Below are 20,340 nucleotides of genomic sequence, written 5' to 3' on the forward strand. Positions count from 1 at the left end.
AGGTCCCGCTAGAGGATCAGCGCCGCCGCGCACACCGCGAGCGCACCCGTGCACACGGCCGCCGCCGTGGCCGTGCGGCGGCCGAGCGGGTGCGGGCGGGCCGCCGTCAGCGCCGTCATCCTGCGGTGCGCGACCGCCAGGAAGCCCAGCCACAGCAGCAGACACAGCGCGCACGCGACGGCGGCGACCACGGACGCCCCGTCGTGCAGCGCCGCGCGGGCGCCGAGCACGGCGGCGACCGTGCAGGTCAGTGTCGTACGCCGCCACGCGAGGCGGGTCCGCTCGGGCTGGAGGCCGGGGTCGCGCGGCGCGGGGTCCCGGAGGGCGGCGTCCCCGGCCCCGCCAGTACCCCCGGCGCCACCGGGGCCCACGGCCTCGGTCACCCCTCCCACCCGAACACCACGACCACCACCATGGCCACCGCGACCACCGCCACCACCACGCCGAGGAGCGCCGGGAAACGGGACGCGGGCAGGTCCTCGCCGCGCCGCATGGCCTGCTCGCAGCGCACCCAGTGGTTCACGGCGCGCAGCGCGCACAGCACCCCGGCGGCGAGCAGCGCGAGGGCGAGGCCGACGCGCACGCCCCAACGCAGGTCGGGCAGGAACTGGTCCACGGCGAAGCCGCCGCCGATCAGCGCGAGGGCGGTGCGCAGCCAGGCGAGGAAGGTGCGTTCGTTGGCGAGGGAGAAGCGGTAGTCGGGGGTTTCGCCCTCCTGCCGGGCGCGCTCGGGGGCGAACCACAGCCTCAGGCTCTGTACGAAGGTGCTCACCGTTGCACGATAGGTCGCCCGGTGCGGCGCTCGCCCGCCGGGCGCCGTGGGCCGCGCCGGGCTGTTTCGCCGGGCTATTCGGCGGCCCGGAACGCCCGCAGCCGCGCGTACGCGTCGAGGCCGTCCGGCACCCACTCCCACTCGGTGGTCCGCCGCGCAAGCTCCTCGTCGGTGAGGAAGTCGTGCCAGGCCACCTCCTCGCGCTGCGGGTCGACCGGGGTCGTGCAGCGCACCTCGTACACGGCCGACCACCAGGTGCGGCCCGCGCCGTCGTCGAACAGGAACTTGAACAGGGGTACGGGGCGGGGGAGTCCGCTGACGCCCAGCTCCTCCTGGGCCTCGCGCAGCGCCGCGTCGTCGTACGACTCGCCGGCCGCGACGACGCCGCCGACGAACATGTCGTAGCGGGAGGGGAAGACGAGCTTGTCCGGGGTGCGGCGGTGGACGAAGACGCGGCCCTCGGCGTCGCGGGCCTCGATGAACACGCAGCGGTGCCGTAGGCCGCGGGCGTACACCTCGCCCCGGCGGGCCGTCCCCACGACGTTGTCGTCCTGGTCGACGACATCCAGCACCTCGTCCGCCGGATCGGCGACCCCACGCATCTCCATCCCCCCATCCAACCGCACCCCCCGGCAACCTCGACCCAGCCGAGCAACAGCCCGGCACCCTCAGCCCTGCCGGGGTCACCCCCCTATCGGCGCTCCGCGCCTCGTCCTCAATCGCCGGACGGGCTCTCTCCCACCCGCCCGCCAAAACTCGCACCGGCCTGTCCGACAGCCCGGCACCTTCAGCCCTGCCGGGGTCGCCCCCGTATCGGCGCTTCGCGCCTCGTCCTCAAACGCCGGACGGGCTCTCTCCCACCCGCCCGCCCCCACCAATGCTTCGGCTGTTCAGCAGCCCGGCACCTTCAGCCCCGAAACGGCTCACCCCGCAGTGCCTCTCCGGCTCCCCCCCCGCACATGGCAGCCCGCCCCGCGGCGCCTTCCGGCCCGCCGCACGGCAGCTTCCCAGCCCGCCTCGGTGAGGTTTTCAGCCCGTCCGGCGTTTGAGGACGAGGCGCGGAGCGCCGATAGCGGGGGAGGACTGTCCCACCCGTCACGGGACGTCCGCCTGCGGGGTCCGGGGCGGAGCCCCCCGCGCGGCGGAGCCGCACAATGTCACAGCCGGGAAGGGGTGGGATTGGGGAGAGCCCCGCAGGGCCCCCACCAACCCACCCCCGGACAGTTGACTGCGCACCCCGCTGAACCGAGGATTCTGACTCACCGGTAACCGTGCGAGCCGACCCCCCGAGGAGCCCCCATGGCCTACGACGCAGACGTCATCGTGATCGGCGCGGGCCTCGCCGGCCTCACGGCGACCGCCGAACTCGTCGACGCGGGCCGCAAGGTGATCCTCGTCGACCAGGAACCGGAACAGAGCCTCGGCGGCCAGGCCCACTGGTCCTTCGGCGGCCTGTTCTTCGTGGACTCACCGGAACAGCGCCGCATGCGCATCAAGGACCACCGGGAACTGGCCCTGCAGGACTGGCTGGGCACAGCGGCGTTCGACCGCGAGGAGGACCACTGGCCCCGCAAGTGGGCGGAGGCGTACGTCGACTTCGCGGCAGGCGAGAAGCGCCCCTGGCTGCACGCCCAGGGCGTCCGTTTCTTCCCGGTGGTCGGCTGGGCGGAGCGCGGCGGCTACGACGCCCAGGGCCACGGCAACTCCGTCCCCCGCTTCCACATCACCTGGGGCACGGGCCCCGGCCTCCTCGCCCCCTTCGTGCGCCGCGTCCACGAGGGCGCGGCCCGCGGCCTGGTGCAGTTCAAGTTCCGTCACCGCGTGACGGGCCTCGCGCGCACGGGCGGCGTCGTCGACACCGTGAGCGGCGAGATCCTCGCGCCCTCCGGCGTCGAGCGCGGCAAGGCCAGCAGCCGCGAGGTGTCCGGCTCGTTCGAGTTCCGCGCCCAGGCGGTGATCGTCACGTCCGGCGGCATCGGCGGCAACCACGACCTCGTACGTGCCAACTGGCCGAAGCGCCTCGGCAACCCGCCGGAGAAGATGATCTCGGGCGTGCCCGCACACGTGGACGGCCTGATGCTCGGTATCGCCGAGGGCGCGGGCGCGCACCTGATCAACCGCGACCGCATGTGGCACTACACGGAGGGCATCGAGAACTGGGCCCCGATCTGGGACCGGCACGGCATCCGCATCCTGCCGGGCCCGTCCTCGCTGTGGCTGGACGCCCGCGGCAACCGCCTGCCCGTACCGCTGTTCCCGGGCTTCGACACGCTCGGCACCCTGGACCACATCATGCACACCGGGTACGACTACACGTGGTTCGTGCTCAACCAGCGCATCATCGGCAAGGAGTTCACGCTCTCCGGATCCGAGCAGAACCCCGACCTGACGGGCAAGTCCGTGCGCGGCGTCATCGACCGGGCGCGGGCCGACGTGCCGGGCCCGGTCAAGGCGTTCATGGACAACGGCGTGGACTTCGTCGTGGAGCGCGACCTGGGCGCGCTGGTGCGGGGCATGAACGCCCTGACGAAGGAACCCCTCATCGACGAGGCGGCGCTGCACCGCACCCTCGCCGCGCGCGACCGCGAGATCGTCAACCCGTTCACCAAGGACTTGCAGGTCAACGCCATTCGCGGCGCCCGCAAGTTCGTCGGCGACCGGCTCATCAGGACGGTCGCGCCGCACCCGATCCTCGACCCGAAGGCGGGCCCGCTCGTCGCCGTGCGCCTGAACATCCTCACCCGCAAGTCCCTGGGCGGCCTGGAGACCGACCTCGCCTCGCGCGTGCTGCAGGAGGGCGGCGACCCGCTGCCGGGCGTGTACGCCGCCGGGGAGGCCGCCGGATTCGGCGGCGGGGGAGTGCACGGCTACCGCTCCCTGGAGGGGACGTTCCTCGGCGGCTGCCTGTTCTCGGGCCGCGCGGCCGGGCGTGCGGCGGGGAAGGCGGTCGGCTGAGGTCCGCCCCGGGGCGGCGAGGAAGGCGGTCGGCCGAGGGCAGCCCGGGGCGGCGCGCAAGTCGGACGTGCGGGGGCGAGTCGGCAGGGAGGCGTCAAGTCGGGCGGCCGGGACCGAGGTTGGGTAAGGGGCCGCGTACGGACCCGACAGTGACGGACCCTTGACGCGGAGTGTCGCATACCGCTTTGCTGTGCGTGATCACACGCTCGCCCAACGCGTCGGGGAGGACGTCCCGCGGTGTCTCCACCTCCGCCCCCTCCGCTCGGCCGCTCCCGCAAGAAGGCCGCGCACACCTTCGACGCCGCCCTCGACGACACCGAACTCGTCACCGCGCGCGCCGCGTTGGCCCAGGGGCGCTGGACCGAGGTGCGTGCGCTGCTCGCGGCCACCGGCGACGACTGGGACCGCAGGGGCCACCGCTTCGACGTCCTCGGGCGCGAGTCCGCCACCGGGGCCTGGGCCCGTGACTGGCGGCTCGCCGAACCGGAGAGCGTCGATGCCGTCGCCCTGCTCGCCTTCGCCTGCGTGCACCGGGCGCTGCGCGGCAAGGAGCGCTCCGAGAAGGCCCGCGCCGCCTGCCGCGAGGCCGCAGCGCTCGTCCCCGCCGACCCCACCCCCTGGCTCGCGCTGCTGCTCCTGGAGCGCAGCCTCGGCCACGAGGAGGACGTCGTACGCCTCTTCGACGAGGTCCGCCACCGGCACCCCGAGCACCACCACGCCCACCACCTGATGGTCGCGCGGCTCGCCGAGCGGCGGCCCGGGGCGGGCCAGGACCCGCTGCACGAGGTGTACGACTTCGCGTCCTGGGCCGCCGAACAGGCCCCCGACCACTCGCCGCTCTCCGTGCTCCCGGTGATCGCGCACGCCGAGCGCTACCGCGTGCTCGCCACCGCGGGCAGCGAGAACAAGGACCCGGTCGCCTCCGGGCACTGGACGAGCCGCCGCGCCCGGCAGGTGATGAAGGCGTCCTTCGACTGGTGGCTGGAGTGGGAGATGCCGCACGAGTCGGTGCACCCGCGCGCCTTCGTCGACCTCAACTTCCTCGCCCACGCCCGGTTCTGCGAGGGCCGGGCGGCCGAGTCCGCGGCCCTCTTCCACCGCATCGGCCGGCACGCGACCGAGGTCCCCTGGTCCTACCCCGACCGCGATCCGCACCAGGCCTACTTCGCCGCCCGCGGCACGGCACTCGGCACGGCCTGACCCGCACCATCGCACCACCGCGACTCCGCACCACCGCGACTCCGCACCACCCGGCACGCGCGACGCGCCACCCGCACGTGGCACGCACCACCCGGCACACGAGACGCATGACCAACGGCCCCCTGCGGGCGGAGAGGACGACCGCGCCATGGCGACGGGCAGTTCGAGCACCAGCGCAAGCAGCACCGGCGGCGGCACGGGATCCCGCGGCAGGTCCGTCCCGCGGCAGGGCGGCGGCATCAGTACGTACATGGGCCAGGAGCGGGCCCTGCGCGCGGGCCGCCTCGGCACCGCGGGCCTGCTCCTGTCCGTGCTCGCCGCCACCGGGCCGCTGATGGTCGTCGCGGGCGTCATGCCGACGACGTACGGCGTGATGGGCGTGGTGGGCCAGCCCCTGCTGTTCCTGATACTCGGCGTCGTCCTCGCCCTGTTCAGCTTCGGCTACGCGGAGATGAGCCGGCACGTCCACAACGCCGGTGCCTTCTACGCCTACATCTCGCGCGGCCTCGGCGGCACCGCGGGCGCGGCCGCCTCCGTCGTCGCGCTCGTGGCCTACAGCGTGCTCCAGGTGGGCCTGTTCGGCATCCTCGGCTTCGAGGTGTCCGGGCTGCTCGACAAGTACGCCGACGTCACCGTCGGCTGGTGGGTCCCCGCGCTCGCCGCCGTCCTGCTGGTCGGCGCCCTCGGCTGGCTGAAGATCGACCTCAACGCGCGTGTGCTCGGCGTCCTGCTGCTCATCGAGGTCGCGCTCGTCGTCATCTTCGACATCGCCGCCGTCGCCGACCCGGCGAAGGAGGGCCTGTCGCTGCACGCGTTCAACCCCGACACCCTCACCGGCGCGGGCGTCGCCACCTCGCTGTGCTTCTGCATAGCGGCGTTCACCGGCTTCGAGCAGGCACCCGTGTACGCCGAGGAGACCAGCCGCCCGCACGTCGTGGTCGCGCGCGTGATGTTCTTCGCCGTCGGCTTCGTCGCCGTCTTCTTCGCCCTCAGCTCCTGGGCCCTCACCGTCGCCGCCGGACCCTCCGGCATCGTGCCCGCCGCACAGCAGCAGAGCGCGGGGCTGCTGTTCGGACTCACCGAGCCACGGCTCGGCGGCACCTTCACCGACGTCCTGCACGTCCTGTTCGTGACCGGCATCTTCGCGGCCATACTGAGCTTCCACAACGTCGTCGCCCGCTACGCCTTCGCCATGGGCCGCGAGGGCCTGCTGCCCGCGGCCTTCGCCCGCACCAACAGCGCGAGCGGCGCGCCGGGCACGGGCTCGCTGCTCCAGACCGTGATCTCCGTCGTCGTCGTGATCGCCTTCGCCGTCACCGACGACGGCCCTGCTGGCGACCCGACCGCGCCCGTCCTGCGCCTGTTCACCTGGGGCGGCAACGTGGGCGCCCTCGGCGTCCTGCTCCTGATGGCCACCGCGTCCGTGGCCGTCATCGTCTTCTTCGTCCGGCGCGGCGCCGCGGCCGCCCAGGCCTGGCGGATCGCGGCCTCCGGCCTCGCCGCGGCCGCGCTGCTCGTCATCGCGGGCTACACCGTCAAGGACTTCGACGTCCTCGTCGGCGCGGGCCCCGACTCCTCGCTGAGCTGGGCCCTGCCGGGCGTCATCGGCGTCGCGGCGGTCGTGGGCCTCGCGTACGGGGCGTACCTGAAGAGGGCCCGCCCGGCGGCGCACGCGCGCATCGGGCTCGGCAACGAGGCGTTCCAGCTGGAGAAGGCGGCGGGGGACGCGGGGCGCTAGGGCCTGTCTGACAATTCCCGTCGTCGCCCGGAGGGCGGCTGGGCGGCGTCAGGTGCGTGCTCTCGGCGCGCCGGGCGCAGACCCATGTACTGGACGTACTTGGGTCTGCGCCCGGTGCGCCGAGAGTGCGTGCATGGCGTCGCTCGGCAGACGGGAATTGTCAGACAGGCCCTAGGGCTGAGAGCCCCGCCGGGCGGATGTGACGAAGCGCTGACGGACACCCGCGGACCCTGGCCACGCGTGCCCGCGGGTGCTCGAATCGAGGGGTGACCACCGAACACGGGGACGCCGCCGAGCGGGGCCCGGCGCACGGACGGGACCCGGCCGAAGGGCACGCCCCGGCCGACGGGCGTTCCCCCGCCGACAGCCGCGACCCGGCCGCCCAACCCGAGGCCGACGGCACCCCCGTGGGCCGCCGTCTCGTCCTCGGCACGCTCGCGCTCGGCGCCCTCGGCGTGGCCGCCGCGCCCCCGCTCCAGCGCGGCCTCGAACGGTTCCTGGGCGCCGCCTCCGACAAGGACCCGACCGGCCTCACCCAGCTCCTGCCCAACGGAGGCGGCTTCCGCTACTACTCGGTCGCCGCCTCCGTACCGCGCAAGAGCGCCACCTCCTACCGCCTGACGGTCACCGGCCTCGTGGACCGCCCCGCCACGTACACCCTCGCCCAACTCCGCGCGCGCCCGCAGACTCGGCTCGTCCGTGACGTGCAGTGCGTGACGGGCTGGCGCGTTCCCGACACCCCCTTCGAAGGGGTCAGGCTCTCCCGCATCCTCGACGCCGCCGGGGTCCGCCCGACCGCCCGCGCCGTCCGCTTCACCTGCTTCGACGGGACGTACAGCGAGAGCCTCACCCTCGAACAGGCCCGCAGGAGCGACGTGTTGGTGGCCCTGCGCATGCAGGACAAGGACCTGAACCACGCCCACGGCGGCCCCGTCCGCCTCTACGTGGCGCCCATGTACTTCTACAAATCCGCGAAATGGCTGTCCGGCATCGAACTCACCGACAAGGTCGAGCCCGGCTACTGGGAGCGCAGGGGATATGACGTGGACGCGTGGGTCGGCCGGTCGAACGGGCGCAGCGATGACCCGACCGCCTGAGCCCGGGCGGGTGCGGCGTTTCAGCCGCGGCGAGCGGTGGGTGCACCGTGGCACGGCCTGGCTGATGATCGTGTGCGTGGTGAGTGCCGCTTGCCTGTACGTGCCCCAGCTCGCCGAACTCGTCGGGCGGCGGGCGCTCGTGGTGGACGTCCACAAGTGGTCCGGGCTGCTGCTTCCGCTGCCCTTCCTGCTCGGGCTCGCCTCCCGGGCCTTCCGCGCGGACCTGCGGCTCCTCAATCGCTACGGGGCGCACGACCGGCGCTGGCTGTCCGCCGTCCGCCGCCGCGACCCGCGCGCCAAGACCCGCTGGGCGGGGAAGTTCAACGCCGGGCAGAAGGTGTTCGCCGCGTGGGTCGGCGGGGCGGTCCTCGTCATGCTCGGCACGGGGCTCGTCATGTGGCGGACGGATCTCTTCCCGCTCCTCTGGCGCACGAGCTCCACGTTCGTCCACGACTGGCTGGCCCTCGCGCTCGGGCTCGTCCTGCTCGGCCACATCGGCCTGGCCCTGCGGGACCCGGAGGCGCGGCGCGGGATGCGGACCGGGTCGGTGGACCCGGGGTGGGCGGAGCGGGAGCATCCGCTGTGGCGGAGGTAGGGCCCTGCCGGGGGCTCCCCAATCCCACCCCTTCCCGATCCTGGGGCTCCGCCCCAGACCCCGCTCCTCAAACGCCGGAGGGGCTATCACTAGCCCGTCCGGCGATTGAGGACGAGGCGCGGAGCGCCGATACGGGGTCTGGGGCGGAGCCCCAGTTTCGGGAAGGGGCGGGATGGGGGAAAGCCCCGCAGGGCCCCCACCCCCGCTACAACACCAACGACAGCAACAACACGAACCCCAGCGCCACCACAGAGATGATCGTCTCCATCACCGACCACGTCTTGACGGTCTGCCCCACATCAAGCCCGAAGTACTCCTTCACCAGCCAGAACCCCGCATCGTTGACATGACTGAAGAACAACGACCCGGCCCCGATGGCAAGCACGAGCAACGCGGCATGCGAGGTGGACATGTCCGCGGCGAGCGGAGCCACAAGCCCGGCGGCGGAGATCGTGGCGACGGTCGCCGACCCCGTCGCAAGCCGAATCGCGACAGCGATGAGCCAGGCGAGAAGGAGCGCCGGAATGGACCAGTCCTCGGAGAAGTCGAGGATCATCTGCCCGACCCCCACGTCGATGAGGGTCTGCTTGAACCCCCCACCGGCACCGACGATCATCAGCACACCCGCGATGGGCGCGAGGGACTTCTCGACGGTCGTGGAGAGCCGTTCCTTGGTGAAGCCCGCGGCCCGCCCGAGGGTGAACATCCCGACGAGCACGGCGGCGAGCAGCGCGATCAACGGCGACCCGACGACGTCGAACACGCGCTGAACGGTGGCGTCCGGATCATCCACGACGATGTCGACAAGCGCCTTGGCCAGCATCATGACGACAGGCAGCAGCACGGTGGCGACGGTGACGCCGAATCCGGGCCGCTTCTCCAGGTCCTCGGAGGGCCGCTGCGGAATCATCTTCTCGGGCGGGGCGACGTCCACCCACCGAGCGGCGACCTTCGAGAACAGCGGCCCCGCGATGATGACGGTGGGAACGGCGACGAGCACGCCGAGCGCGAGCGTCACACCCAGGTTGGCCTTCACCGCGTCGATGGCGACGAGCGGCCCGGGGTGCGGCGGGATGAGCCCGTGCATCACGGAGAGCCCGGCGAGCGCCGGGATGCCGATGCGCATCAGGGAGTAGTTGCCGCGCTTGGCGACCATCAGGACGACGGGGATCAGCAGCACGATGCCGACCTCGAAGAACAGCGGAAGCCCGATGACGGAGGCGATGAGCACCATCGCCCACGGCATGGCACGCCCGCCGGACTTCCCGGCCTTGGCGAGGATCGTGTCGACGATCTGGTCCGCGCCGCCGGAGTCGGCGAGCAGCTTGCCGAGGATCGCGCCGAGCGCGATGAGGACGCCGACGCCCGCGACGGTGGACCCGAGCCCGGTGGTGAAGCTGGCGATCGCCTTGTCGAGCGGCGCGCCCGCGAAGGCGCCGAGCGCCAGCGAGCCGATGGTCAGCGCCAGGAAGGCGTGGACCTTGAACTTCGTGATGAGCAGAACGATGACGGCGATGCCCGCGAGAACGGCGATCCCGAGCTGGGCGTGGCCCGCCGAGGTGATCGGTTCGACGGGGTCCGCTGCCAGCATCTCGACGCTGAGACTGGTCACGGTGGGTTCCTTGTACGTGGACGTGAGGGGGTGGTGCGTGGACGCGTGGGGGGTGTCGGGGAAGGGGCCGGTGCGGGAGGCGGGCGCTCAGCCGTCCAGCGCGGCCAGAGCGTGCGCGGCCCGGTCGGCGATCTCCGCGGGCGTGCCCGCGACGTCGACGTCGACGCCCGCCTCGTCCGCCCCGAAGGGCTGGAGCGTGGCGAACTGCGAGTCGAGCAGCGCGGTCGGCATGAAGTGGCCCTTGCGCCCGCGCATGCGTTCCTCGATGAGGGCGCGGTCGCCGGTGAGGTGGACGAAAACGAGGCCGGGCGCGGCGGCCCGGAGCCGGTCGCGGTAGGACCGCTTCAGGGCCGAGCTGCTGACCACGCCGCCGAGCCCGGCACGGCCGTGCGCCCACTCGCCGATGGCATCCAGCCACGGCCAGCGGTCGTCGTCGGTCAGCGGGGTGCCGGCCGACATCTTGGCGATGTTCGCCTCGGGGTGGAAGTCGTCGCCCTCGGCATAGGGGACGCCGAGCCGGGCCGCGAGCAGGGGACCGACGGTGGTCTTGCCGGTGCCCGCTACGCCCATGACCACGACGACGTGGGTGGTGCTCATCGCTGGTGCTGCCTCGCTGTCCTCGTCGACATCGATCGGTTCACGCCACTGAAACCCATTAGGTCAGACGAATTCAAGAGGCTGTGATGCAAAAGTCTGACTTTTTGAGTACGCGAGTCCCCTCGTACGCTGACGTCATGACCGCACAGGCCCGGGGGCTGCACGCTCGCGTACTGGACAGCCTCGGGCCCGCCATCACCGCGGGCGAGTACCCACCCGGCAGCGTCCTGCGCACGGACGAACTCGCACAGCGCTTCGAGGTGTCACGCTCGGTGATGCGCGAGGTGGTGCGCGTCCTGGAGTCCATGCACCTGGTCGCGTCCCGGCGCCGCGTCGGCGTGACCGTGCGGCCCACCGAGGAGTGGAACGTCTACGACCCGCAGGTCATCCGCTGGCGCCTCGCTGGCGCCGACCGGCCGCGCCAGCTGCGCTCCCTGACCGTCCTGCGCTCGGCCATCGAGCCGGTCGCCGCGGGCCTGGCCGCGCGGAACGCCACCGCCGAGCAGTGCGCGGCCCTCACCGAGTGCGCCCTCGGCATGGTCGCCACCTCCCGCGGCCGCCGCCTCGAGGAGTACCTCGTGCACGACGTCGCCTTCCACCGCGTCGTCCTCGACGCCTCCGGCAACGAGATGTTCGCCCGGCTCGGCGACGTGGTCGCCGAGATCCTCGCGGGCCGCACCCACCACGACGTGATGTTCGAGGACCCCGACCCGGCGGCCGTCACCCTGCACGTGCGCGTGGCCGAGGCGGTACGGGAGGGCGACGCGGACCGCGCCGAGGCCCTGACCCGCGAGATCGCCGAGGGCGCCCTCAAGGAGCTGGACATCCTGGCACCGCCGCCCGCCACACGCTGACCTCCGGCACGCCGGGACACCGCGCCGCCCCGCCCCGGCCGACCCCCGCCGCACCCCGGCCGACCTGCGCCCCACCGCCCCCTGCGCCATCCTGAGTACCGCAGGGGGACCGGAGAAGGGCACGCCCAGATGACCGAGGACACCCCCGCGGGCACAGGCCACGGCCGGACCGTCAAGCCGCTCGTACGGATGCGGGCGCGCCGCCCCGACGAGAAGCACCGCGCCGCCACCCCGCTGGAACTGCTCTTCGACCTGTGCTTCGTGGTGGCCGCGGGCCAGGCCGGGGCCCGCCTCGTGCACGCGCTCGCCGAGGGCGAGACCGGGCACGGCATCACCGGCTACCTGCTCGTGTTCTTCGCGATCTGGTGGGCGTGGGTGAACTTCACCTGGTTCGCCTCCGCGTACGACACCGACGACGTGCCCTACCGGCTCGCCACCCTCGTGCAGATGGCGGGCGTGCTCGTCCTCGCGGCCGGGATCCCGCGCGCCTTCGACGACGGGGACTACGGGGTCGCCATCACCGGCTACGTGATCATGCGGGTGGCGCTCGCCGCACAGTGGCTGCGGGCGGCCCGCGGCGAGAGCGGGGCGGGGCGCACGGCCGCGCTGCGCTACGCGATCGGGTTCGTGCTCGTGCAGGTGGGCTGGGTGGTCCTCGTCCTGCTGCCGCACGGGGCCTGGGCCTGGGGCGTCGGACCGCTGATCGCCGCCGAGATCGCCGTGCCCGCCTTCGCCGAGCACCGCCGCCGCAGCCCCTGGCACCCGCACCACATCGCCGAGCGCTACGGCCTGTTCACGATCATCATGCTCGGCGAGTCCGTCGCCGCCGCCACGGTCGCCGTGCGCTCCGCCCTCGACGACTCGGCGGCCCTCGACGAGCTCCTGCCGATCGCCGCCGGCGGCCTCGTCATCGTCTTCGCGGCGTTCTGGATCTACTTCGCGGTCCCCATCCACACCTACCTGGTCTCGTCCCGGCAGGCGTTCGTCTGGGGGCTCGGCCACTATGTGATCCTCGGCTCCGCCGCCGCGATCGGCGCGGGCATCGAGCTGGCCGTGGAACAGGCGACCCACCACGCGCACATCTCCACACTCGCGGCCTCCAGCGCCGTCACCGTGCCCACCGCGCTGTTCCTGATCAGCACCTGGGCCGTGCACTCCCGGCACTTCAAGACCGGCATCGCCCAGCAACTGGTCCTGCCCGCCACCGCCCTGCTCGTCCTCGCCGCGAGCTTCGCCGGACACGGGGCCGTCCCCCTCGCCGCCCTGGCGACGGCCTGCTCGGTGGCCGCCGGCCTGTGGCTCGCCCGCCCGAAGGCACCGGTGGCGCGCGCCGGCACCGGGTGAGCGCCGCCGCCGGGCCCGAGGGGACAATGGGTGCCATGTCCCGACGCACCCCCACGCGCCCCGAGCCCTGCCCCTGCGGGCACCCCCTGCCGTACGACAAGTGCTGCGGCCGACTGCACCGGGGCGAGGCCGCCGCCGCGAACCCCGAAGAGCTGATGCGGTCCCGCTACAGCGCCTTCGCCCGGCGCGACGAGGCGTATCTGCTGCGCACCTGGCACCCCCGGACCCGGCCGCCGCGCGTCGAGTTCGACCCGGCGATGCGCTGGACCGGGCTCGCCATCGAGGACACGGCCGACGGCACGGCGTTCCACTCCACGGGCACCGTCACCTTCCGCGCCCGCTACGCCGACGGCGGCCGCCCGGACTCCCTGCACGAGCGCAGCCGCTTCGAGCGGGTGGACGGGGCGTGGGTGTACGTGGACGGCGACTTCATCGACTGACCGGCGCGGGCGCGTGCGGGATCACGCGTGCGGGATCACGCGGTCCGGATCGGGCGGACCCACGGCGTACTACTCGTCCCGCATGGCGTCCCCCGTCAGAAGGCCGTGGCGGCACCGGACGTGAGAGCACACCACCGGAGCGCGCGCACCGTCAACGCGCTCGCGCGCACGCGCCCGCGACCCGTCGGGACCCGGCCACCCCGGCGCCCCGCGCGTGGGGTTGCTGGAGAAGGAGACGCGCACGGGACGTGCCGCGGCCGGGCGCCGGGCCCCCGACGGCGTCCCTGACGGGCCCAAACGCCGCCGCCCGCGTGCCAGTTCGAGGCCGGGGCGGGCCCGCGCACATAGGCGGGATCGCCCGCTGCGGTCCGTCCGGCCCCGCCAGTAGCGTCTACGCCCCTGCGGCGCGCGCCCGCACCTCGCGTGCACGCGGCCCGTTTCCTCCTCCGTCCGAAGGAAGCGCCCGATGACGTCTTCAGGACAGCCCTCAGGACAGCCCTCAGGGCAGTACGAGCAGAGTTACGAGCGCTACCAGGGCGGCAGCCCGCAAGCGGAGCGCGTCCTCTTCGAGCGGCTCGCCCGCGAGCTGATGACGGTGCAGCGGGCCAACATGAGGGCCGCGAACGCCGGGTCACCGGCCCGCGTCCAGCACGCCAAGTCCTCCCTCGGCGTGGAGAACGCCCGCCTGCGCTTCCGCGACGACCTGCCGGAGGAACTGCGCTGCGGCTACGCCCAGCCGGGCGCCGAGTACCCCGCGACGGTCAGGCTTTCCGGGGCGAGCGGCATCGGGCAGGCCGACGGGGCGCCGGACCTGCGGGGCGCCGCCGTGCGCGTGGAGGTGTCCGCGGCGGAGAGCCACGACCTGCTCGCCACCAACTGGCCGGTGTCGCACGCCAAGGACGCCCGCGAGTTCGTCGCCTTCGCCAAGGCACTCGCCGGTGCCCGCAGCCCGCTGCGGAAGGCCTTCGGGCTCTTCGTCAAGCTGCCGCTCGCCGTCGGCTTCGCGACCGCCACCCGCATGCGCCGCAACATCCAGGCCGCCACCCGCCACACCGTCAACAGCCTCGCGGGCGAGACGTACTTCAGCCGCGGCGCCACCCTCTGGGGCCCCGCGGGACCCGTCCGCTACCTGCTGCGCCCGGCCGGCGGCGCCGCCCCCGCCCCGCGCCCGGACCACCGCGACCCCAACTACCTGCACCGCGAGCTGGCCCACCGCCTCGCCACCGCCGACGTGGCCTTCGAGCTGTGCCTCCAGCGGTACGTCGACGAGACCCGCACGCCCGTCGAGGACGGCTCCGTGGAGTGGCGCGAGGCCGTCAGCCCCGCCGTGCCCGTGGCCCGCCTCACCATCCCCACCCAGGACCTGGACACCGCCCAGGCCCGCTCGGCCGCGCGCCGCGTGGAGGAACTGGCGTTCAACCCCTGGTACACCACCGACGAGTTCCGCCCCCTCGGCAACCTCAACCGCGCCCGCAAGGCCGCCTACGAAGCGAGCACCGCGCACCGCCAGGGCCTGCGCTTCGCGACCGAGGAGCCCCTGCGCAACCGGGTCCTCGGCGTCCCCGTGGGTGCCGCCTTCCGGCTCCTGAACCGGGCTGTGCCCTGGCACCGCCTGCCGCTCCAGCTGAGCCTGCTGAACCTCGTCTTCCTCCGCAAGGTCCTGCGCCGCTTCAACCTCATCGACACCGACGTGCAGGAGGCGCCCCCGAGGGCTGTGCCGGTGCCGCTGCCCCCCGACGAGCGGCTGCGCACGGCTCGCTCCTACGACGGCACGTACAACGACCTGTCCGCCCCCGCCATGGGAGCCGTGGGCGCGGCCTTCGGGCGCAACATGGCCCCCGACTACCGCCCCGACCTCTTCGACACCCCGAACCCGGTCACCGTCAGCCGCCAGCTCCTGTACCGCGAGAACTTCCTGCCCGCGACGACCCTCAACGTCCTGGCCGCCGCCTGGATCCAGTTCCAGGTCCACGACTGGGTCAACCACCGCCGCCACCCCGCGGGCACCAAGACCGTCGAGGTGCCGCTGCCGCCCGGCTCGTCCTGGCAGAACACCCCGGGCGGGCCCGTCGAGAACGTCATGCGCTTCGCCGAGAACGAGGGCATCCACGTCTCGGACGGCCGCCCGCCCGTGCTCTTCGCCAACACCGCGTCCCACTGGTGGGACGGCTCCGAGGTGTACGGCGCCGACGAGGCGACCGCGAGGCTGCTGCGCGCCCCCGACGGCGGCGCCGACCTCCGCCTGGAAGAAGGACACCTCCCCATCGGCCAGAACGGCGTCCCGCTGTCCGGCTTCACCGACAACTGGTGGCTCGGCCTCAGCGTGATGCACACCCTGTTCGCCCGCGAGCACAACGCGGTCTGTGCGGCGCTGCGGCAGACGTACCCCTCCATGAGCGAGGACTCCGTCTACCACACGGCCCGGCTCGTGGTCTCCGCCCTCATCGCGAAGATCCACACGGTGGAGTGGACCCCGGCGATCCTCGCCACCGAGGCCATCGACCTCGGCCTGCACACCAACTGGGATGGCCCGCCCGACAACTGGCTCAACAAGCTGGGCCTGTGGCTCCTGGAGGCCCACTCCCTCACCGGCATCCCCAAGACCCTCCCCGACCACCACGCCGCCCCCTACTCCCTCACCGAGGACTTCGTCACCGTCTACCGCATGCACCCGCTCATCCCCGACGACTACGAGCTGCGCGAGCACCACTTCGGCCGCCGCCTGGAGACGGTCGGCTTCACCGACATCAACGGCGCCGCGGCCGAGGGCGCCATCCGCAAGACCGGCCTCGCCAACACCCTGTACTCCTTCGGCATCGCCCACCCCGGCGCGATCACCCTCCACAACTTCCCGCGCGCCCTCCAGAAGTTCGAGCGCGAAGGCGAACTCATCGACCTGGCCGTCGTCGACCTCGCCCGCACCCGCCGCCGCGGCGTGCCCCGCTACAACGACTTCCGCGCGGGCCTGCACAAACAGCGCATCCGCAGCTTCGAGGACCTCACCGAGAACCCGGAGACCCTCGCCCGCCTCAAGGACGTCTACAGCTCCGTCGACGAGATCGACACCATGGTCGGCCTGTTCGCCGAGAACCCACCCACCGGCTTCGGCTTCAGCGACACCGCGTTCCGCGTCTTCATCCTGATGGCCACCCGCCGCATCCAGAGCGACCGCTTCCTCACCGTCGACTTCCGCCCCGAGATCTACACCCCCCTGGGCATCGACTGGGTCCAGAAGGGCGGCATGAACTCAGTGATCCTCCGCCACTGCCCCGACCTGGCGGCCCTCCTCCCTCGCGGCGCGAGCGCGTTCGCCCCGTGGCGCCAGGTCCCGCCGACGAACAACGGCGGATCGTAGCGCCGAAGCCGATGCCTCTCGCCCGGCCCGACCGGACATGAAGAAAGCCCCTCGAAGAGGGGCTTTCTTCATTGGTGTCCGAGGGGGGACTTGAACTCTCCTCTCGGGCACCAGCTCATTTGTTTGTTGACCTGCGACTACACACCCTCCGGGCCCCCTTAGAACCATGGAGAGTTGGTCACCCTCACCTGCTGTTTCTGCCCGCTCCTGGCCGCTGTTGGTCATGCGTTGGTCACGTAGCCAACCCCGTGTGAGCCTTAGCTAGCCAGGCTCGCTTCGATGGCCTCGAAGATGTCGGCGTCGGTCTCTTGCTGCCACTTCGGGAGGTCGGGCCAGTCAGCGACGTATCCCGGCTTCGGGTCCTCGAAGTGCTTGAACATCTGAGCCGTCCAGCACGTCGCTACGAACCGACTCTTCTGTTCCCGCGAGAGCCTGGACGCGTGACCCCCGCTGATCTCCACGAACTGACGTACCTGCGCGTACACGGCGCCTGCGGCCTCGCGCTCCCACTGAGGCGTGTCGTCCCAAGGGGTGACGTACCCGGCTTTCGGCTGCCCAGGGAAGTGCCGGTGCACTCCTGCGATCCACGATTCCCGGAACAGTCGTGCACCTGCGATCTGCGACATGCCAACCTCTCTCGCTACAGCGTGCTCAGCGTGGCGATCTCCGCCCTCAACTCCGCCACACGGTGATCCCTGCTGAGGGGGCCGAACTTCGTGCACAAGGCTTGAAGTCTACGGGCGACGTATCCGGAAGCTGAGGCTCGGGCCAGGTCGAGAGCCTCCCGGCCGTAGGAAACGAGTTGTTCGGGGTCGTTTCGCTTGGCACCGATAGCCGCGAGGTCGGTGAGCACCGCCCCCCTTCGGCGGTATGAGAGACCCGTCGCCAGAGCGGTCTGCGTCAGTGCCCGCTTGAGCGTCGCTTCCGCCGAGTCGAGGCGGCCGAGCTGGACGTACCGGGCTCCACGCTCTTCTATGAGCCGGTTGCCGTCGAACCGCAGCCAGCCGCCGTTCGCGCAGCCTGCGGTGAGGTCCTGGACCTTCTCCGCCTGGTCCAGCGCCCGTTCGCACGCTGCCAAGTCGCCCACGCCAGCGTGCGCTTCGGCCTGTACCGATGCGACCCAGTACCGGGTAGCGAGACCACTGTCACCCCGCTCTGCGACTCGTTCAGCCGCTTTGAGGATGTGCGCCGCCTCTTGGTAACGGAGTTCGGACATGTCCACGTAGGCGTGCCGAACGAGGGCACAGGCCCACAGGTCATACGCCCTGGCGTCCTTGCCGACGGAGGCAGCCAGCGAGTACGCGGCGGCTGCGTCGGTGCACCGATTGGCGTCGAAGGAGACTTCACCAGCCAGTTGGAAGAGATCGGCCGCCGCATTCAGGAGTGGGCGGGAGTTGCCCTGGGTGCCCGCTGCAAGGGCTTCGTTCAGGGCGGTGAGCTGGTCGCGGACGATGGGGTAGACGGCACCCTTGGATCGGGCCAGCTGGTAGACCTGCCAAAGGTGGCCGTTCATCCGGGCGAAGTCGGCTGGTGCACCCCGGCGGACTCCGTCGGCAAGGGCTTCTGCCTCATCGAGGGGCAGGCCAGTCAAGACCCCGCTGACGCTGAGGATGCGGAGGAACTCACGGCGGATCATTTCGTCGGGGTCTCCCGCGCCTGTGTGGTCACTGGATTGAGCTTTGGCTGCCTCCTGATCCATGGCTCGTGGCGGCGCCAGGAAGGTGTCCAGCTCGGTGAGGCTGACTTCAACGGCAGCGGCCAAGCTTCGTCGCTGGTGCGGCTGAGGACTGATCTTGCCGCCTTCCCAGCGTCCGACCGTTGTGCGGTCCACGCCGAGCAGCTCGGCCAATTCCTCCTGACTGTAACCCAAGGCCTTGCGACGTTCCGCCAGTCCCATGACGGCACCTTCCTCTGCCCTAGGCCCTCGGCGTTCATGTGCACGGAGCTGCCTCAAGACTGCCGCATTGATGCCGTGGAGCGCGCGAACTCCTTCCGCTTTTCTTGGGGTTGCCGCAGGCGAGCGCGGCGGTCAACCGGCGAAGGGGCGCGGACATGGCAACGGAGTGGGAGCCGGGTACGGCGGTGTTCGACAGGGCCAGCCAGTTGGTTGGCGTTGTTCACGAGCAGCGGGGAGCCTTGGTGACCCTGAAACGACCGTCCGGGCTTCGCTGGGCTACTCGTGTCGTTGCTGTCCGGGCAGCCACTTACAGGGAAGAGAACCAGCTCAAAGCCTTGGCCAGGCACCACCGCAACGTACGCGGCCTTGCGGCCATCAGGGGCGGAAGATGAGCCGCTTACGGGGCTGGAAGGTCACTCGCGACGGCCTGTTCTGGGGTGGAATCTTCCTCCTGCTGACCTGGGGGACGTGCGTCGTTCTCCTGGCCATGGCGGCTGTCGGAAAGCTCACCCCAGCGCATCCATGAGTTCCCGCTCCCCTCTGGCTTGGTGTGGCTCCCCCGAGGGGAGCGGGGCACAACGCCCGACCTGTCGCACGCCCCGTGAAGCGGAGTCGGCCGGTCGGGTCGGCAAGTGCAGTGCACAACTCCAACGGCAGTAGGAGAGGCACGATGAGTACAGCCGTGAAGCTGCGCGACCCGAAGACGTTCGTATCGACGGACGTATGGGAGCGGGAAGTGAAACTGATCATGCGAGACCCGGCGACCAGCCGGGGCAAGGCGGAAAGGCTCTTCGGCCAGACGATCGCGTACTTCGTGACGGCGGGAGAGAACCCCGACGCCCTCATGGGCCCGTCCAAGGAAGTGGACAAGGGTGTCCACTCGTTCATGCTCGACACCATCCCGTTCCACCAGTTCACGTACGGGCACTTCGGCCGGTACATCCACCACGTCCCGGAGATCGCGCCTGGTGATGGCCAGGGCGGTAGGCCGCTGGTGCTGGAACAGACGATCAAGGCGATTCAGTTGGCAGGGTTCTCCGTCGACGGGGAACTCTGGGGCATGAAGGGCGACTGCAACCAGTGCTACGCCGGTTGCACGGACTCACCGAACAGCGGTAAGGGCAAGTAGTAGAGCCAGCACGGGAACCGGGCCCACCCTCGAACCCTGGGGGTGGGCCCTTCCGCTTTGAAAGGATCAGGGAATGACGCTTGCCGACGTATGGGACCGGTTCGCCGACGGCAGAGCCCCCCGCAGGACCGTGAACGCGCAGGGAGCAACGACGTGGTTGAACTGGACGCAGTACCCGGACCACGGGCCGAACGAATCCGTTCTCGGCGACGTGACAGGCCGAAGGGTCCTGGAACTCGGGTCCGGCGCCGGTAGCAATCTCGCCCACCTGGCCACGCTTGGGGCGCACTGCGTCGGCGTAGATGTGGCACCGAGCCGTGAGCAGACAGCGCGGGAGCGTTGGGGACACCTTCCGGGCCTTGAGTTCCGCACAGCGGAGGCGACCGACCACCTGACCCATTCTGGCGACCGCTACGACGTCGTGTATTCGATCTTCGGTGCCGTGTGGTTCGTCGCTCCGGCCGTACTGCTGCCGTTGATCCGGGCGCGCCTTGATGCGGGCGGCACTCTGGCGTTCTCCCATCTGCCGCCCGGAACTCAGCAACTTGCGTCGGGACAGGCCGCAATGCGACACGATCATCCTCCTGAGAAATGGGCTGACCTGCTGCGACACAACGGTTTCAAGGACGTTCAGACGGAGGTGATCGAACCTCCACCGGGGCGGACGGTAGGGACACTGCTGGTTCGAGCGGTCACGTAGGAGTGACACAACAGTCCCGCCCCATACGGGCCGGGGCTGCTGTGTCGATTGGTTA

Annotated in this window: 18 protein-coding genes; 11 read left to right on the forward strand and 7 right to left on the reverse strand. The window is 71.6% G+C overall.

The annotated features are described in order from the left end of the window. Positions 1–8 precede the first annotated feature (8 nt). The 3 genes from OO63_RS00785 to OO63_RS00795 form a co-directional block, all read right to left on the reverse strand. Positions 9–371, reverse strand: coding sequence for a DUF202 domain-containing protein (locus OO63_RS00785; protein WP_051810419.1), 363 nt, complete (start codon positions 369–371; stop codon positions 9–11). A gap of 8 nt (positions 372–379) precedes the next feature. Then, entirely contained in the window at positions 380–772 is a 393-nt protein-coding gene (locus OO63_RS00790; RefSeq protein ID WP_030356183.1) for a YidH family protein, read from the reverse strand. A gap of 74 nt (positions 773–846) precedes the next feature. After that, complete coding sequence (locus OO63_RS00795) at positions 847–1,380, reverse strand: NUDIX hydrolase (protein WP_030356184.1); 534 nt, start codon at positions 1,378–1,380, stop codon at positions 847–849. Positions 1,381–2,071: 691 nt separating this feature from the next. Between OO63_RS00795 and OO63_RS00800 the strand changes: the two genes are divergently transcribed. From OO63_RS00800 to OO63_RS00820, 5 genes are all read left to right on the forward strand, one after another. Next, positions 2,072–3,727, forward strand: a complete 1,656-nt coding sequence (locus OO63_RS00800) for an FAD-binding dehydrogenase (RefSeq protein WP_030356185.1) — start codon at positions 2,072–2,074, stop codon at positions 3,725–3,727. A gap of 237 nt (positions 3,728–3,964) precedes the next feature. After that, positions 3,965–4,927, forward strand: a complete 963-nt coding sequence (locus tag OO63_RS00805; RefSeq protein WP_030356186.1) for a hypothetical protein — start codon at positions 3,965–3,967, stop codon at positions 4,925–4,927. A gap of 148 nt (positions 4,928–5,075) precedes the next feature. Next, positions 5,076–6,665, forward strand: a complete 1,590-nt coding sequence (locus OO63_RS00810; RefSeq protein WP_030356187.1) for an APC family permease — start codon at positions 5,076–5,078, stop codon at positions 6,663–6,665. 407 nt (positions 6,666–7,072) lie between these two features. Then, complete coding sequence (locus OO63_RS00815) at positions 7,073–7,762, forward strand: molybdopterin-dependent oxidoreductase (RefSeq protein WP_051810420.1); 690 nt, start codon at positions 7,073–7,075, stop codon at positions 7,760–7,762. Beyond that, positions 7,746–8,357 (forward strand): cytochrome b/b6 domain-containing protein, encoded by a 612-nt coding sequence (locus OO63_RS00820; RefSeq protein WP_030356189.1) that lies wholly within the window; start codon positions 7,746–7,748, stop codon positions 8,355–8,357. The genes OO63_RS00815 and OO63_RS00820 overlap by 17 nt, the downstream gene beginning before the upstream one ends. Before the next feature lie 205 nt (positions 8,358–8,562). Here OO63_RS00820 and OO63_RS00825 read toward each other — a convergent pair whose 3' ends face one another. Beyond that, the gene (locus OO63_RS00825) at positions 8,563–9,969 is read right to left on the reverse strand and encodes a GntT/GntP/DsdX family permease (protein WP_030356190.1); all 1,407 of its coding nucleotides are present in this window, start codon (positions 9,967–9,969) and stop codon (positions 8,563–8,565) included. An 87-nt stretch (positions 9,970–10,056) separates the two neighbouring features. Then, on the reverse strand, positions 10,057–10,566 hold the full coding sequence (locus OO63_RS00830; RefSeq protein ID WP_030356191.1) for a gluconokinase: 510 nt from the start codon (positions 10,564–10,566) through the stop codon (positions 10,057–10,059). A 137-nt stretch (positions 10,567–10,703) separates the two neighbouring features. Here OO63_RS00830 and OO63_RS00835 point away from each other — a divergent pair, with 137 nt between their 5' ends. The 4 genes from OO63_RS00835 (at position 10,704) to OO63_RS43045 (ending at position 16,559) form a co-directional block, all read left to right on the forward strand. Next, complete coding sequence (locus tag OO63_RS00835) at positions 10,704–11,420, forward strand: FadR/GntR family transcriptional regulator (protein ID WP_030356192.1); 717 nt, start codon at positions 10,704–10,706, stop codon at positions 11,418–11,420. Between the two features lie 129 nt (positions 11,421–11,549). Next, positions 11,550–12,764 (forward strand): low temperature requirement protein A, encoded by a 1,215-nt coding sequence (locus OO63_RS00840; RefSeq protein ID WP_051810398.1) that lies wholly within the window; start codon positions 11,550–11,552, stop codon positions 12,762–12,764. 35 nt (positions 12,765–12,799) lie between these two features. Continuing rightward, positions 12,800–13,204 carry a YchJ family protein gene (locus tag OO63_RS00845; protein ID WP_030356194.1) on the forward strand — a complete coding sequence of 135 codons (405 nt, stop codon included), beginning with the start codon at positions 12,800–12,802 and terminating at the stop codon, positions 13,202–13,204. A 466-nt stretch (positions 13,205–13,670) separates the two neighbouring features. Next, a complete protein-coding gene (locus OO63_RS43045; protein ID WP_030356195.1) occupies positions 13,671–16,559 on the forward strand; it encodes a peroxidase family protein in 2,889 nt (962 codons plus the stop codon). A gap of 257 nt (positions 16,560–16,816) precedes the next feature. Here the strand turns inward: OO63_RS43045 and OO63_RS00855 are convergent, their stop codons facing one another. Together OO63_RS00855 and OO63_RS00860 are read right to left on the reverse strand one after the other, a co-directional pair. Beyond that, on the reverse strand, positions 16,817–17,185 hold the full coding sequence (locus OO63_RS00855; RefSeq protein ID WP_030356196.1) for a hypothetical protein: 369 nt from the start codon (positions 17,183–17,185) through the stop codon (positions 16,817–16,819). 14 nt (positions 17,186–17,199) lie between these two features. After that, on the reverse strand, positions 17,200–18,456 hold the full coding sequence (locus tag OO63_RS00860; RefSeq protein ID WP_030356197.1) for a helix-turn-helix transcriptional regulator: 1,257 nt from the start codon (positions 18,454–18,456) through the stop codon (positions 17,200–17,202). A gap of 670 nt (positions 18,457–19,126) precedes the next feature. Here OO63_RS00860 and OO63_RS00865 point away from each other — a divergent pair. After that, entirely contained in the window at positions 19,127–19,585 is a 459-nt protein-coding gene (locus OO63_RS00865; RefSeq protein WP_030356198.1) for a glycine-rich domain-containing protein, read from the forward strand. A gap of 73 nt (positions 19,586–19,658) precedes the next feature. Further along, positions 19,659–20,285: a class I SAM-dependent methyltransferase gene (locus OO63_RS00870; RefSeq protein ID WP_030356199.1), complete on the forward strand. Its 627-nt coding sequence runs from the start codon at positions 19,659–19,661 to the stop codon at positions 20,283–20,285. Positions 20,286–20,340: the final 55 nt, after the last annotated feature.

The sequence above is a fragment of the Streptomyces alboflavus genome (assembly GCF_000716675.1).
GTDB lineage: Bacteria > Actinomycetota > Actinomycetes > Streptomycetales > Streptomycetaceae > Streptomyces > Streptomyces alboflavus.

Coding starts and splice junctions, on each gene's coding strand:
- OO63_RS00795 (WP_030356184.1), bottom strand. CDS start 1,380: ATGGAGATGCGTGGGGTCGCCGATCCGGCGGACGAGGTGCTGGATGTC.
- OO63_RS00800 (WP_030356185.1), top strand. CDS start 2,072: ATGGCCTACGACGCAGACGTCATCGTGATCGGCGCGGGCCTCGCCGGC.
- OO63_RS00810 (WP_030356187.1), top strand. CDS start 5,076: ATGGCGACGGGCAGTTCGAGCACCAGCGCAAGCAGCACCGGCGGCGGC.
- OO63_RS00820 (WP_030356189.1), top strand. CDS start 7,746: ATGACCCGACCGCCTGAGCCCGGGCGGGTGCGGCGTTTCAGCCGCGGC.
- OO63_RS00830 (WP_030356191.1), bottom strand. CDS start 10,566: ATGAGCACCACCCACGTCGTCGTGGTCATGGGCGTAGCGGGCACCGGC.
- OO63_RS00835 (WP_030356192.1), top strand. CDS start 10,704: ATGACCGCACAGGCCCGGGGGCTGCACGCTCGCGTACTGGACAGCCTC.
- OO63_RS00840 (WP_051810398.1), top strand. CDS start 11,550: ATGACCGAGGACACCCCCGCGGGCACAGGCCACGGCCGGACCGTCAAG.
- OO63_RS00845 (WP_030356194.1), top strand. CDS start 12,800: ATGTCCCGACGCACCCCCACGCGCCCCGAGCCCTGCCCCTGCGGGCAC.
- OO63_RS43045 (WP_030356195.1), top strand. CDS start 13,671: ATGACGTCTTCAGGACAGCCCTCAGGACAGCCCTCAGGGCAGTACGAG.
- OO63_RS00855 (WP_030356196.1), bottom strand. CDS start 17,185: ATGTCGCAGATCGCAGGTGCACGACTGTTCCGGGAATCGTGGATCGCA.
- OO63_RS00860 (WP_030356197.1), bottom strand. CDS start 18,456: ATGGGACTGGCGGAACGTCGCAAGGCCTTGGGTTACAGTCAGGAGGAA.
- OO63_RS00865 (WP_030356198.1), top strand. CDS start 19,127: ATGAGTACAGCCGTGAAGCTGCGCGACCCGAAGACGTTCGTATCGACG.
- OO63_RS00870 (WP_030356199.1), top strand. CDS start 19,659: ATGACGCTTGCCGACGTATGGGACCGGTTCGCCGACGGCAGAGCCCCC.